Source organism: Photobacterium sp. SP02, assembly GCF_038519165.1.
GTDB lineage: Bacteria > Pseudomonadota > Gammaproteobacteria > Enterobacterales > Vibrionaceae > Photobacterium > Photobacterium halotolerans.
Map to the genome: position 1 here is coordinate 1 of NZ_JASJOJ010000015.1, position 14,461 is coordinate 14,461.

Annotated in this window: 11 protein-coding genes and 1 pseudogene; 2 read left to right on the forward strand and 10 right to left on the reverse strand. The window is 52.7% G+C overall.

Annotated features, from left to right (window positions below; translation table 11 throughout):
* Nucleotides 1–81: 81 nt before the first annotated feature.
* From P0Y67_RS08785 to ftnA, 7 genes are all read right to left on the reverse strand, one after another.
* Complete coding sequence (locus P0Y67_RS08785) at nucleotides 82–378, reverse strand: contact-dependent growth inhibition system immunity protein (RefSeq protein ID WP_342391578.1); 297 nt, start codon at nucleotides 376–378, stop codon at nucleotides 82–84.
* A gap of 9 nt (nucleotides 379–387) precedes the next feature.
* Entirely contained in the window at nucleotides 388–5,094 is a 4,707-nt protein-coding gene (locus P0Y67_RS08790; RefSeq protein WP_342391579.1) for a hemagglutinin repeat-containing protein, read from the reverse strand.
* Nucleotides 5,021–5,947 carry a hypothetical protein gene (locus P0Y67_RS08795; RefSeq protein ID WP_342391580.1) on the reverse strand — a complete coding sequence of 309 codons (927 nt, stop codon included), beginning with the start codon at nucleotides 5,945–5,947 and terminating at the stop codon, nucleotides 5,021–5,023. The genes P0Y67_RS08790 and P0Y67_RS08795 overlap by 74 nt, the downstream gene beginning before the upstream one ends.
* A gap of 548 nt (nucleotides 5,948–6,495) precedes the next feature.
* Nucleotides 6,496–7,620 (reverse strand): ISAs1 family transposase, encoded by a 1,125-nt coding sequence (locus P0Y67_RS08800; protein ID WP_342391581.1) that lies wholly within the window; start codon nucleotides 7,618–7,620, stop codon nucleotides 6,496–6,498.
* A gap of 262 nt (nucleotides 7,621–7,882) precedes the next feature.
* A complete protein-coding gene (locus tag P0Y67_RS08805) occupies nucleotides 7,883–9,070 on the reverse strand; it encodes an NAD(P)/FAD-dependent oxidoreductase (protein WP_342391582.1) in 1,188 nt (395 codons plus the stop codon).
* Nucleotides 9,071–9,204: 134 nt separating this feature from the next.
* On the reverse strand, nucleotides 9,205–9,543 hold the full coding sequence (uspB, locus tag P0Y67_RS08810) for a universal stress protein UspB (protein ID WP_046220460.1): 339 nt from the start codon (nucleotides 9,541–9,543) through the stop codon (nucleotides 9,205–9,207).
* A 112-nt stretch (nucleotides 9,544–9,655) separates the two neighbouring features.
* The gene (ftnA, locus tag P0Y67_RS08815) at nucleotides 9,656–10,183 is read right to left on the reverse strand and encodes a non-heme ferritin (protein ID WP_027250494.1); all 528 of its coding nucleotides are present in this window, start codon (nucleotides 10,181–10,183) and stop codon (nucleotides 9,656–9,658) included.
* Nucleotides 10,184–10,424: 241 nt separating this feature from the next.
* Between ftnA and P0Y67_RS08820 the strand changes: the two genes are divergently transcribed.
* Both P0Y67_RS08820 and P0Y67_RS08825 read left to right on the forward strand, forming a co-directional pair.
* Nucleotides 10,425–10,847 (forward strand): universal stress protein, encoded by a 423-nt coding sequence (locus P0Y67_RS08820; protein WP_027250492.1) that lies wholly within the window; start codon nucleotides 10,425–10,427, stop codon nucleotides 10,845–10,847.
* Between the two features lie 138 nt (nucleotides 10,848–10,985).
* Nucleotides 10,986–11,858 carry a carboxylate/amino acid/amine transporter gene (locus P0Y67_RS08825; RefSeq protein WP_342391583.1) on the forward strand — a complete coding sequence of 291 codons (873 nt, stop codon included), beginning with the start codon at nucleotides 10,986–10,988 and terminating at the stop codon, nucleotides 11,856–11,858.
* A 73-nt stretch (nucleotides 11,859–11,931) separates the two neighbouring features.
* On the opposite strand, the gene fre is transcribed toward P0Y67_RS08825, so the two are convergent.
* From fre to ubiD, 3 genes and pseudogenes are all read right to left on the reverse strand, one after another.
* Entirely contained in the window at nucleotides 11,932–12,642 is a 711-nt protein-coding gene (gene fre / locus P0Y67_RS08830) for an NAD(P)H-flavin reductase (protein WP_303455132.1), read from the reverse strand.
* Nucleotides 12,643–12,651: 9 nt separating this feature from the next.
* Nucleotides 12,652–12,915: a 2Fe-2S iron-sulfur cluster-binding protein gene (locus P0Y67_RS08835; protein WP_342391584.1), complete on the reverse strand. Its 264-nt coding sequence runs from the start codon at nucleotides 12,913–12,915 to the stop codon at nucleotides 12,652–12,654.
* A gap of 53 nt (nucleotides 12,916–12,968) precedes the next feature.
* Nucleotides 12,969–14,420: pseudogene (gene ubiD, locus P0Y67_RS08840) on the reverse strand (4-hydroxy-3-polyprenylbenzoate decarboxylase); the annotation flags it as partial.
* Nucleotides 14,421–14,461: the final 41 nt, after the last annotated feature.

Genomic DNA, 14,461 nt, shown 5'->3' on the forward strand with positions numbered 1-14,461 from the left:
GAGCGTACCACTTTCAGCAGTTGGCTTCCTCTTCTACACCTTCCCATGAATGTCGCACTTATTATCTGAAATCGGGGGTGATTATCCGGAAATATCACTCCTTGTATTTCTTTGTAAAATAGTTAACGCCATACTTATCCACTCTATGGCAGACATCTCTTCACTCTCAGGATTAAAATTACCATCACATTCATTTACTCTATCCTGTAAAACATCGGGGCATTCCATTAACTCCTTAAATGCACCAGCAAGGTCATGAACTGTACTCTCAGATTCCATCCTAATAAAGTCCTCAAGTAACTCTCTGGATGAACTATACTCATATCGCCAATCTTGATGAAAATACGCTTCAAAAAAGTACTTGATAATATCGTTCATACGAACATCCTAATTATTTGGTTTTGGGAAAGAGGTATGTACTCGGTATCCATTCGGCGCTAGAGGGTCTCTAACAAGCAAAACGAAAGCCCTTTTTGAAGGCATCGAATCCGTTGAACCTTGTAAGACGACACGACCAATCTCATAATCAAAACTTTCATTTAAGGTCAACCTTTCTTTAGAACCATTTGATAACCAATCACGAATCTTGTCTCTATTATTATTTAGCACTTCGCCTACGACCTTTTGCGCTGTATCAATATTTGGATATGTAGACGAACCCAAAATATCTGGTTCATTATCTAATCTTGAGACCAATTCAGAATCAGATTTACCAACATGCCTTCTTATTGTATGACCATCTAAATTTTCATGAAAAATTAATGTACCACCGCTCTCTGATTTTATTTGAGGAATAGTACTTACGATATCCTCACCCACCACTCTACCATCATCCAGCGCCCCGGCACTACCCTGAACATGAGTCTCTGTCTGTGGTTTTGTCCCCGGCTTGCCGGGCCACTTCAACTTGCCTACGTTGATTTTTCCTGATGCCAGCCCCGCTGCAACGCCCAGTGAGGCGACCAGTGTTGCGGCCTGTGCTTCAGACAGATTCAGGTTTTCCGCCATCGACGCAATCAAATTGTTCATCGCCAGCGTTTCTGAATCGCTCAGTCGATCAATTGCCCCATAACCAAACTGGTCTTTGATGACAACAGTCTCTGCAACCGGGTAACTGTTTCCCTGCTGCACATAGCTCTCGTGGTAGTTTTTCAGAACCGTTTGGGCATCGGTGTTCTGGGCTCCCTCCGCTTCCAGTGCCTGATAGTAAGCCCGCTCATCACTCCCAAAAGCAAACTCTGCCGAACACTTGATCATCGCGCAGGCGGCGCTCAGCAGTTCCCTTTGTTTCGCCGGATCATCCCCGGCCAGTTTGTTCAGGGCATGCTGCTCTTTTTCATTCGGCAAGCGGAAATCCATCTGCCCGCTTTGCCTGTCGTGGTCAAAACGGCTTTGGTTTTGCGAAATCAGCTCGCTGCTCTGAGTGCCGTTCTGGGTATTCCAGCTGCCAAACTCGCCATGACCGGCATTGCTGTAGTTGAAGCTCAGGTAATCTTCTGTGGCTTCTCCCATCACTTCGGCATACTGCTCGCGGTTCTGTTCGTAAGTCTCACCGTCACCCTGATGCCCGCGCTGCGCGTCTATATAGTGCTGGGTTTCATGGCCGACTGTGTTGACCGCATCTTCAAGGCGATAGTGTTCACTGTCGTTGATGTACAGGGTGCCGTTCGCGTAAGCCCCTCTGGTAGCTTGGTCGCCATAGGTTTCAACCACGGCCAGTAGGGCTTCTGCCGGAGTAATGCCCAGTTCATCTGAGATGTATCCCGACAACGCACCGTAGGCTGCCTGTTTTTGCGCCGGGGTGGTGTGGCTGTCGTTCAGCACAGCGACCAGTGCCGCATTCTCTGGCCCGGTGACGAAGTTTTTGGTGGCGGTGAAGAATTTCTGCTTGTTGTCCTGATGGGCAAAGAAATTCTCTACGCCGTTTTCGGCATCACCCAGCAGGCCGATGCTTTCTTTCTGTGCCACATCCATGACGGCATCGACAAAGATGCCATTCCGCTTCACATCCTCGGCAATGTTATTGCGGCCTTCTTCCGTCAGCAGGCGGTGGTCGAGGGTGACATCCACGTTGCCCTGCTGGCGGTCGACTTCGAACAGGTCGCGGCTGGTAGTGCTGGTATCGCGGTTCAGCGCCGTGATGTCGCTGTCGTCGGCAAGGGTGATCTCGCCCTGCCCCAAGGTTGCGAGCGTTTTGTCTTTGCTGTAGGACGAAGTGCTGGTGTATTGCAGGTTGGTGCTGTTGTAGGTGGAATCGATACCCCCTTGCTGCACACCGACACTGGTGGTGATGCCTGCCGACTGGTGCTGACGGTAGTTGGTGTTGTTGAGATCGCTGTAGCTCAGGCTGCCGGTATTGAGCGTCAGGTTACCGAGATCCTTGCCGTCTTCATCGACGGTGGCAATGAGCGCGCCGGTAATGTCGGTGTTGCCCGCGACCTTGATATCCGCCGTGCCGCCCGAGGTGAGGGTGGTGAGCTGGGTTTCCGAGCTGATAACACGGCCGCTGCTGGCGTTCAGGCCGCCATTACTGCCGGTGGTTTCTCCCTTGCCGCTCAGACTGACACCACCGCTGATCCCGGCCCCCTGATTACTTGAGCTGTGGCGATCCTGCACTGAGGCGACATTGAGATCGCCGCCGATATCCAGGTTCAGCGACTCAGCGGCATCGACATTGGCACCTTGAATATGGGTATCACCACGGGAGTTGATGGTGATGTTATTACCCGACACCCCGCTGTTGACATAAGTGGTCGACTGGCTGCGCTGCTCCGACTGATTCAGGCTGGCATTGAGACTGCCGCCGGTGCTGCTGCCGTGCACCGTCATCGACGCGCTGATGGTCCCGCTTTCCGTCTGAGACTGGCTCTGCTGTGTTTGTTCAGCGGCCAGTACACTGACCGTACCGCCATCCAGCGTCACACCCTCTTTGGCGGTGAGCGAGCTGCCCTGCACCAGAATCTGCTGATCGGTCTGGGTACCTGACTTCACAACGATATTCTGGCCCGCGAGTGACGAGCCTCGTGCGGTTGAGCTGGTGCTCTTGCTGTCGGTCTGGGTAACTGACATATCAAGATGGAGACCCGCATCGACCCCAAGTGTACTGGTGCTTTGCGCTGCGGCGGCTCCCTGCTTCATCAACAAGGTGGTTTTCGACGCCACATCCACTGTCGCCAATGTAATGCTGGCAAGATAGAACGCTTCATCACTTTTGACATCACTGATGATGCCTTTCAGCTCAGCAATATCCGCCGCGTTCACACCCGGTTCATTATGCGCCAATGCCTGTTCCAGCTCAGACAGCGTATTCTCAAGGCTGTCGAGTTGTTTCTGGTACTGTCGGTAATCCTTTTCCGCCTGTTTGAGCTTTTCAGCAGACTCTTTCAGTGCGATCGCCGCTTTGCCCGTTTCCACGGCCTGATGCTGCACCACCAGGCTCAGCTCGGCTTCACCCTGCATGCTGGAAGAGGTGGTCGATTCCGTGTCGAGTACTTCGCGGATCAGGACACTGTTCGCCGCGGTCAGTTCAATGTTACCGTTGCCATCATCATCGGCGTCGGCCAGTACATCAGATCCTTGGATCACAATATCTTCGGCGGCGTCCATCAGCACCGTGCCTTTGCCAATGATGGACGCACCGCGATGGGTGGTGGCATCGGTCTTGTTGTCAGCTTTACTGTACTCGGCTTTTGCCAGTGTCAGCTTGGCCTGACCGCCGTCAAAATTTACCGATTCATACGGGTTCACCACTGATTTCAGAGCATCTTCCACGTTAACCGACAGGGATTCCGTGGACGACCAGGTGCTATGGTTTTCTTCCGCCGCCAGCACGGTGACACTGCCAGTATCTGCCGTGAAATTGGCGTCGGCTTCTGCGCTGACATCAGAGCCGATCACAGTCACACTGCCACCGTTGATATTCATAGTGCCGCCGGACGACAGAGCGCTGCCTTTAGCAGTGTTGTGGATTTCGCCCTGGCGTTCAGAATCCATAGAGAACAGGTCACCGCCTCTGAATGCGCCGTATTCCTGCTCAAATGTTTCGTGCTGACGGCTTTCCTGTCCGGCCGCGATAATCACCTCATCGACGGCGGTGGCCGTAATATCGCCGTCTGCGTCGACATCACTGGCCACCAGCCTGATTGACTTACCGGAGGTGATATCAATGTTGTCGCTGCTCATCATGCCGCTGGCATCAAGCAGGGTGGCGGAATCCATCTCAGATTTATGTGAGCCGGAAAGGCCGCCAAAGCCTTGTTTAATGGTCTCGTCGCGGCTGTAGCTCTGGTACTGCTGCGCGGTGACGGTCACATCACCATCAGCCGAGGCTTCAATGCCCCCGCCCGCGGTAAAGTTAGAACCGATAATCGTGATATCGCTGTCCCCACCCGCGGTCTGAACACTGTCAATCTTCTGGGCTTTGACAATGATTTTGCCGCCCGCCGAGACATCGGCACCGACCACAGTTTCGGTCAGCGATTCCTGAATGGCCGTTTCTTTGCGGCCAAAGGATTTCTTTTGAGTGGTTTGGTCGTAATGGTATTCGCTGTCGTTGACGGCCTGAAAAGTGATATCGCCCTTCGCCTGCACAACCACATCACCTTGCGTCGACATCTGGCTGCCGGTTGCGGTGAAATCGTTGCCGGACTGAATAAACACGCCATCATTGGCCGCCAGCTGCGTCCCCTGATGCTGCCTGGTGTGGCTGACCGACTGACTGTTGTGCGTTTCTTCACGGCTGAATGCTTCATTCACCAGGGTATTGAGCGCAACGTCCCAGCCGGCAACCATTGCCAGCTGGCCGGCTGCGTCCAAATCCGATGCTGTCACAGCAATATTTTCCCCGGCATCAAAGCTCAGGTTACCACCGGCAGATAAACCGGAACCCAGCACAGCCACGTTCAGGTGTTCCTGATCACGGGTTTTGATGACATCGCGCTGGGTTTCCGCGGTCACTATGATGTCTTTTTCGGCTTTGACGCTGAGATCGCCACCGGCAGTGACATTGGCAGCGGTATTTTCAATCGAGCCACCGGCATTCATGGTGACCGTACCGCGTCCGTGAATGCTGGCCGCTGATATTCTGAATATCATTCACAGCATTCATCTCAATATCGCCGCCCGCGGTGATGTTGCCGCCCAGGTTGCTGATACTGTCATCACTGACCAGATGCAGTTTGCCCTTGCTGTCCATCTGGCCGCTGTTGACGATATTGCCGGCTTCTGCATAGACCTCGCTGCCGCTGATCAACGCGCCGCCGCTGATATTGTCCTGCGTCACTTTCGACAGATAGAGCTTGGGTGCCAGCACCTGCTGGCCATTCACTTCAACCGGTTCCCACCAGACAATATCCTGCGTCAGTCCGGCGACCTGCTCTGGTGTCAGTGCCACCCCGGCCTGCAGGTTCAGGCTGTCTTTCTGCTGGCCTGCGCTGTCGAGCAGTTGCTGCATCTGGTCAAGATCCGTGCCGACATCGTCATTCAGATAACGCTGACCCGTTTGTTCGAAAATGGCTGAGGTGATGGTGCGGGTGTCATAGAAGGCATCCCCCAGCACCTTGAGATCCTTTTGCGGATCGAAGCCTATGCTGTCGAAGAAGTAATCCGATCCCAGAAACTGATCCAGATCGGTCAGCGCCGGATTGGTTTCAATCAGATACTGACTGTCCGGGCCATTGTTATACACGAACAGGCCGTTCGGGCTGGTCGGCAGGCGGAAATCGGGGAACGGAATATTAATAGTTGATGTATTCAGTGCAAGGTCAAGCTGATTACTCGCAGCGGTTTGTAAACCCGCTTGCTGTGCCTGTTGTGATGGCTTACCGCTACTCTTGACGCCTGTGTTTGATTTAATTTCTGAGTTGTTCAGCTTGTTTTTAACATTGAGAACAGTGTTACCACCGGATGAGATGGTAGAATTGATAAAATCTTGGTCGAACTTTTGCACATCATGACTTGTGCGTTTGAAAACAAATTCACTTGGACCTGAAGAATATGAAAAACGATTCCATGCTGGTAATTCATATTCATAGGTTGAAGTTTCTTTGATCCCTCCCGTTTCATAGCCAATGTTCTTTAGCTCGTTAAGCGTTACATTAGAGTCTTTAATTGCAGTGATTAGACTGGCATTCTTTTCAAGTTTAACCCCTGTAATAAATAAATTTTCACCCGATAAAATTTGACCTGAAACCGATGATTTTTTTAGTTTAACAACTTCGTTTTTAGTCACAAAATCAAGCTGTGTTCCACCTGTGAAAGTTAGCTTATATTTGATATTACTATTGCCATTTGCTCCACCACTTCCTCTTACTTCGTTTGCAGTAAAAGTGGGAACATACTCAGAGCCGTGTTTGACAGTAAATTCAGCCTGGTTATAGTGCGGAGCCAGCTGTACCCCTTCGCCTGATGATTTTTCAATCTCCAGCACTTTCCGCTTATTCACGATGTTTTGAGCTTTCATATCCAGATCAGCACCCAGGGCGAGAGCACGTATGCTCATTTCTTATCCAAACCTTGGATTCCCGCCAATATTACTTGCTCCAAATAGGCAACATTCATGGCAGCTATTTTCTGCTTCCGCCTGATACTCGCCTTTTTGCTTGTTTCTAATCGAAGCATGTTAAGAGCCATGTGACGCACACCAGCCAGGAGTTCGGCGGCATTGCCACGATAGATTTGGCAAGCATCTTCATTCATCGTGACATCAAGCACCCAGTGCAACCGATTTTCGATTTCCCAGTGACCTCGGACTGCATCGGCAAAACGCTCGGGGGTGAGCACCGCAGAGCTAATGTAGTAGCGGTACTCCAGCGACTCTTTCCCAGCTGAGTCAATACGATAGCCAATAGCAACACCGACGCTTTGAAGCCCTTTCCAATCAGGGAAATCTGTCGTCAACTCCTGCGCTGACATGACGTGGTATTCGCGCGCTTCAATACGCCCATGTCCGCGCTCGATGTCACACGCTGGGCTTTTTTCGAGCAATGGCGCCAATGCTTTTTGTGCCGCTTTAGCCAGACTTTTTTGGTTGCCTTTGACTGCCAATAGGTAATCGCCACCTTGCTCAACTATCTGCTTGGCGATATCGGTTTGACAGCCCATCGCATCAATAGAGACAAGACAACCTTTGATATCTAACAGCTTGAGCAGCTCAGGGATGGCGGTGATTTCATTGGACTTATCTTGGGTTTTAACTTGTCCCATGACAACGCCGTTGGCTGTCGCAAAAGCACTGACCATGTGGAGCGTTGATTGCCGATCTTCTCGGTTGTAGGAGCTGCGTAACACCTTGCCGTCAATAGCAATAAGCTCGCCATTCGAATGGACGTTGGCTGCCTGCATCCATTTTAAAAAGCAGTCTTGAAACTGGTTAGGTTCAATGGAAGAAACAACCCTGGCAATAGTGTCATGAACAGGGATGCCCTGGCGAAAAAGTCCTTTGTCCTGTAGCCAATCGAGGTGAGCTTCGCCAAAGTCTTCGATATCTTCCCAGCCCTCCATGCCTGCAATGGTGGCGCATACGGTCAGAAACAAAATGTCGAACAGTGGGTACGATATTTTTGCTGACTGCCGTGGGTCTTGAATAACTGAAAAGAATTGAGAAAAAGCATCGATATGCATTAGGAACTCCCGTAAAAAGGGGAGTATATGATCACAGCCAGCCCTGATCGTCAAACTGATCTATTTTGTTCAAAAAACGTTCGTGATCTTGCCCTGCACTGCTTACGGCAATTACTGCCAATAAAAAAGTATTCCCTGCCCTTGCTGGTTGTGATGATTGGGGACGCCCGGTGTTAACAGGCTTAAGAATTAAAGCCGGTATCTAAAAAACAGCCCCGCGATGCGGGGCTTAGTTCGTTAAAAACACTCAGGACAACTCAGATTACACATGCTGGCCGGCGACAAAGCCGGAGCTCCAGGCCCACTGGAAGTTGTAGCCGCCGAGCCAGCCACTGACGTCCATCACTTCGCCGATGAAATACAGGCCGGGCACGGTTTTGGCTTCCAGGGTTTTCGATGACAGGCCGTCGGTGTCGACGCCGCCCAGGGTGACTTCGGCGGTGCGATAGCCTTCGGTGCCGTTGGGGGCGATCTGCCACTGGTGAAAATAGTCGTGCAGCGCCTGAACCTCTTTCAGGTTGAGCTGCCTGAGCGGCTTGTCTTCGAGATCACCGCGCGCAATCATGGCTTCCACCAGACGTTTGGGCAGCAAACGGGACAGCGAGTTTTTCAGGCTCAGGTTCGGGTGTTTGTCGCGCATTGCCTGCAGGGTGTCGTCGAGGCTGAGGGTCGGCAGCAAATCGATAGAGACCGCCTGCCCCGGCTTCCAGTACGAGGAGATCTGCAAAATTGCCGGGCCGGACAAGCCGCGGTGGGTGAACAGAATATTTTCTTTGAAACTGGTGCCGTCGGCGGCTATCACCACAGCGGGAACGGCGATCCCGGACAGATCGGCAAAGGCGTCTTTGTCTTCGACATGCAGGGTAAAAGGCACCAGGCCGGCCGTGGTCGGCACCATTTTCAGGCCGAACTGCTCGGCAACCTGATAGCCAAACGGGGTGGCGCCGAGCTTGGGCATCGACAGGCCGCCGGTGGCAATCACCAAAGATTCACAGGATACTGTGTCTGCGTTGATTTTCAGGTGAAAGCCGCTGTCGGTTTTGCTGATATCCAGGACATCACTGCGATAACGCTGTTGTACCGTCGGCAAGTCGCATTCTTTAAGCAGCATCTCGACGATGTCTTTGGCCGAATCAAGGCAGAACAGCTGGCCGTGATCCCGCTCTTCGTAGGCAATCTCGTGCTTGGCGATCATGGCGATGAAGTCCCACTGGGTGTACTGCGCCAGCGCCGATTTGGCAAAGTGCGGGTTGCGGCAGACATAGTTGCTGGCCGTCACATCATAGTTGGTAAAGTTACAGCGACCGCCGCCGGAGATCAGAATTTTCCGTCCCGGCTTTTTGCCGTGTTCAACCACCAGCACAGAGCGGCCGCGTTTCCCGGCCTCGGCGGCACACATCAGCCCGGCGGCACCCGCACCGATAATCACTACATCAAACTTTTCTGCCATTCTCTTATCCGCAATCCGACTCAGCGACAAAATAAAAAGGATGCGGTAATGACATGCATTACCTGGCATCCTTTTCAAGTGCGCGTATTTTACCCGTCTGCGGGCGGATTACCAAATCTGTCGACAATAATCGATCAAATCCCCAGATAAGCGACGACAAAGATAGAGACCAGGAACACCATCAGGCTGGTACTGGCGAGGACAAACAGCTTACGTACCTTGTCGCACTTGGCCATGAAAAGCTCGTCGTGGTGCTTATGGTACTGCTGGCTGCGGATGTAATGGAAAAGCCGGATTTGCTTGTTCACATTCCCCTGGGAGGAGAAAAAGCCCCGGCCGTCAACCTGCTGGTAAAGCAGCGGGTCACAGTCACGCATCACCACCAGTAAGGTTTTCAGCGTGCTGACATAACGAGAGATATTAACTACAGCCACCAGAAACAGGGCCATCAGAATTGCATCACCACTAAACATAACACCCTCCGAACAACGACCATGGTTCTTTGCTGGCCGGGAAGGGTTGGGGGTGCAAACAGCAGCGACGCACTTTCGGAAAGGGGCGCCGCCGTGCATTTCCCAGAGCCTGTTAGCCGGCCTGCTGACCCATGACAGAGCTGGATTCCTGCTTCGCCATGGCGGCAAGATCTTTGTCAATGAAGAACAAGGCTTTGCCGTCTTCACCCACCAGTTCGATCTTGTCCAGAATACCTTTAAACAATTTCTCTTCTTCGTGTTGCTCTGAAACATACCACTGTAAGAAGTTGAACGTTGAGTAGTCCTGCGTAGTAAACGCCACATGCGCCAGCTTGTTAATGCGCTCAGTGATCAGGCGCTCATGTTCGTAAGTGGCGCGGAACACTTCACCCAGTGAACTGAACTCATGCTGCGGTGCTTCAATCGTACCCAGAATCGGCAATGCACCCGTCTCGCTGACATAGGTAAACAGACGTTGCATGTGCTGCATCTCTTCTGCTGCATGAATGCGCAGGAACTCTGCCGCTCCTTCAAAGCCCTTATCTTCGCACCATGCACTCATCTGCAGGTACAGGTTGGATGAAAAGAACTCCAAGTTGATTTGTTCATTCAGTTTCTCAACCATTGCTTGAGCAAGCATCGAACTACTCCTTCCTAATCAAGTGTAATAAACACATTGTCACTATGCATAACTGAGTTTGCAACTCATACGACAAGGTATCATGCTTAACCTGCCGGTAAGCAATAAAAATCCCAAAACGATCCAACTGCTTACCTAACGTGTCACAGAATTTTCCGTTAGCGTAAGCAATGCGATCAGCACGGCATTTTTTACCCATACGCCATGCTAGCATATAAAAAACCTTACAGGAGAGCGGGTTATGACCTATCAACATATTCTGGTTGCGGTTGATTTATCTGAAGACAGTCACATTCTGGTCAGCAAAGGGGCTGCGCTGGCAGAGAAACTGGGGGCCAAGCTGTCTCTGATCCATATAGATACCAACTATGCCGAGCTGTATACCGGCCTGATTGATATCAACATGGCCGAGGCCCAGTACCGCATGGCGGATAACGCCCAGGAGCAGCTGCAGGATCTGGCTAAAAAAGCGAACTATCCTGTGACTCATACTTTTGTCGGCAGCGGCGATCTGAGCGATGAAATCTGCAATACCATTAAACAATCGGATGTTGATTTGATGATCTGCGGTCACCACCAGGATTTCTGGAGCAAAATTCTGTCTTCGACCAAACAGTTAATTAATCACACACCGGTTGATTTGCTGATGGTGCCGCTGCACTGATTTTCCCTCAGCGCCCATAGCGATTCTGGCTGGCGACTGTGAACGCCAGCCAGTCTCTGCTCAGGACAGACCAGCCTCCCATTGGCTCGGACAGAATTTCGGTTACACTAGGCGGCCAAAATTCAAAGGACATGTCACATGGGATACTTAACTGCGATTACGCTGCTCTGGGCGTTTTCCTTCAGCCTGATTGGGGTTTATCTGGCCGGGCAGGTGGACGCCTGGTTCTCGGTACTGACCCGGGTAGCACTGGCCGCCCTGGTCTTTTTGCCGTTTCTGCGCCGTCAGCACCTGACGATCAAACTGGCACTCAAGCTGATGGTGGTGGGTGCTTTTCAGCTCGGCATCATGTACTGCTTTTACTACCAGTCTTTCCTGTACCTGTCGGTCCCGGAAGTGCTGCTGTTCACCATCTTTACCCCCATTTATGTCACCCTCATCTATGACTTGCTGCAGCGCCGTTTTTCGGCCTGGTATCTGATCACCGCCGTCATTGCGGTATTAGGCGCCGCCGTCATCAAATTTGAAGGCATCAATGAAGACTTTGTGCTCGGTTTCCTGATTGTGCAGGGGGCTAACCTGTGCTTTGCCATCGGCCAGGTGGGGTATAAAGTCATCATGGAAAAAGAGCAGGCCGATCTGCCTCAGCACACGGTATTTTGCCTGTTCTATCTCGGCGCCGTCTGCGTGGCCCTGCCAATGTTTTTACTGTTCGGCAACACAGAAAAACTGCCGACCACCGACACCCAATGGGGCATTCTGGTGTATCTGGGTATTGTTGCTTCCGGTCTGGGCTATTTCATCTGGAACAAAGGCGCAACCCTGGTGAACGCCGGGGCGCTGGCTATCATGAACAACGCCCTGGTACCGGCGGGTCTTATCGTTAACCTCGTGATCTGGAACCGGGATGTCGATTACCCGCGCCTGATCGTGGGCGGGGCTATTATCCTGCTGTCGCTGTGGGTCAATGAAATCTGGGTCAAGCGCCGCGTCGCGGCCGCCCACGCCTGATAACTTTTCCCGCCTGTATAAAAAAGCCCCTGACATCCACGATGCCAGGGGCTTTTCTTTTTACCAGCAACAATCAAATAAAGGCGTAAGCGTCGGCATACATCCGCTCGCGATCGGCCCCTTTCTCAGCCGTAAACTGTTCACGGGCCGCACCCGCCATCTCAAAACGGCCACAGATATAAATGTCATAGGAAGACAGGCTGACAAAATCGTCATTCACCGCTTCAAGTACGTTACCCACTTTGCCCTGCCAGGCTGGTGGCGCACTTTCTACCACAGGGACATAAGTCAGGTTAGCGTGCTTGGCAGCCAGTGCAACGAGCTCGTCATGGGCATACAGCTGGCATTCATCGCGGCCGCCCCAGTAGACAAAAATCGGCTGTTTCATGCCGCGGCTCAGGCAGTTATCCAGCAGGCTGCGCACGTAGGAAAAGCCCGTGCCGCCGGCAATCAGCAGCAAAGGCTGATTACTGTCTTCACGCAACCAGGCATCTCCCAGCGGGGCTTCGACATCAAATGCCCTCCCGTCTTCCATGGCCTGACGCATGGCTTCCACCACTTCCATGGCATAGGGATTGTGGTCAGCCGCACCGATGTGCAGTTCCAGCTCGCCACTGCGGCAAGGGCTGCTGGCAATGGAAAATGCACGCTTGTCTTTTTCACCCATCACCGCCAGCAAATACTGCCCGGCTTTAAAATCAACCTGTTGCTTGGGTTGCAGCAGGATACGGTACGTATTACACGCCAGTGACTCGACTGACTTCACTTCACACTGAATCGACATTCTGTTCCTCTATTCCAAAGTCAGTACCAGATCGCTGCGGGCCATAGCCAGGCAGGGAAATATCCATCCCTCAGCCTGCTCTTTCTCCGTCAGCACCGGTGCCAGCCGGTAAGTGACCTCACCCGCCAGCTTGCGGCATAAACAAGTGGCACACGCCCCGACCTGACAGCGGTGGGGAAAAGCCAGTCCTGCCCGGCGTGCTGCACTCAACAGGGTTTCCTCTTCCCCGGCGCTGAACATGACGTCCTGCGGCAACACACGAACCTGATACATTGCGGTAAACCTTCTTGCTGGGTATGCCGGCGTTATTGCGCCAGAATCCCCAGTTCATCCCAAATGGCGTCCACCTTAGCAACCACTTCCGGGTCTTTAATGATAGGTGTCCCCCACTCGCGCTGTGTTTCACCCTGCCATTTATTGGTGGCATCCAGACCCATCTTTGACCCCAGGCCAACCACAGGCGAGGCAAAATCCAGCGAATCGATCGGGGTGTTTTCTATCATCACAGTATCCCGCGCCGGATCCATCCGGGTGGTGATCGCCCAGATCACGTCATTCCAGTCACGGGCATTGACGTCATCGTCACAGACTATCACGAACTTGGTGTACATGAACTGGCGAAGGAAAGACCACACCCCCATCATCACCCGCTTGGCATGGCCCGGATACTGTTTCTTCATTGTCACTACAGCCATACGGTAGGAGCACCCTTCCGGCGGCAGGTAAAAATCGACAATTTCCGGAAACTGCTTTTGCAGAATCGGCACAAACACTTCATTGAGCGCCACGCCCAGCACAGCCGGTTCATCCGGCGGACGGCCGGTATAAGTGCTGTGGTAAATCGGGTCTTTGCGCATGGTCACATGCGTGACGGTAAAAACGTGGTGGCTTTCCACTTCGTTGTAATAACCGGTATGGTCGCCGTACGGGCCTTCGTCTGCGTATTCATTGGGATCAATATAGCCTTCCAGCACGATTTCTGCGCTGGCCGGCACATCCAGATCATTGCTGATGCTTTTGACCACCTCGGTCTTGCTGCCGCGTAGCAGACCGGCAAAGGCATACTCAGACAAGGTATCAGGCACAGGCGTTACCGCTCCGAGAATCGTTGCCGGATCGGCCCCAAAAGCAACAGAAACCGGAAATTTCTCGCCAGGATGGGCCTGCATGAACTCGCGCATGTCCAGCGCGCCGCCGCGGTGAGCCAGCCAGCGCATGATCACTTTGTTCTTGCTCAGCTTCTGCTGACGGTAAATGCCCAGGTTCTGGCGTTTCTTTTCCGGGCCGCGGGTAATGGTCAGCCCCCAGGTCAGCAGCGGCGCCACATCGCCCGGCCAGCAACTCATGACCGGAATCTTATCGAGATCGACCTCATCGCCCTGCCAGACGATCTGCTGGCACGGCGCTTTGCTCAGGCGCTTGGCAGGCATATTAAGGACTTGCTTGAAGACCGGCAGCTTGTCGATGGCATCACGGAAGCCTTTCGGCGGCTCCGGCTCTTTGAGGTACGCCAGCAGTTTGCCGACTTCCCGCAGCTCCAGCACATCCTCACGCCCCATGCCCATGGCCACCCGCTCGGTAGTGCCAAACAGGTTCGCCAGCACAGGGATATCGTAACCCACCGGATTTTCGAACAATAATGCCGGTCCGCCTGCCCGCAGGGTGCGGTCGCAGATTTCGGTCATTTCATACCGGGGATCGATTGGCTGCTTGATGCGCTTAAGTTGCCCACGCTCTTCCAGGTAGGCGATAAAGTCGCGCAGATCGTTGAATTTCATTCCTGCACCCTATCTGTTTGCTCGACCCGGCTCACGGTCAG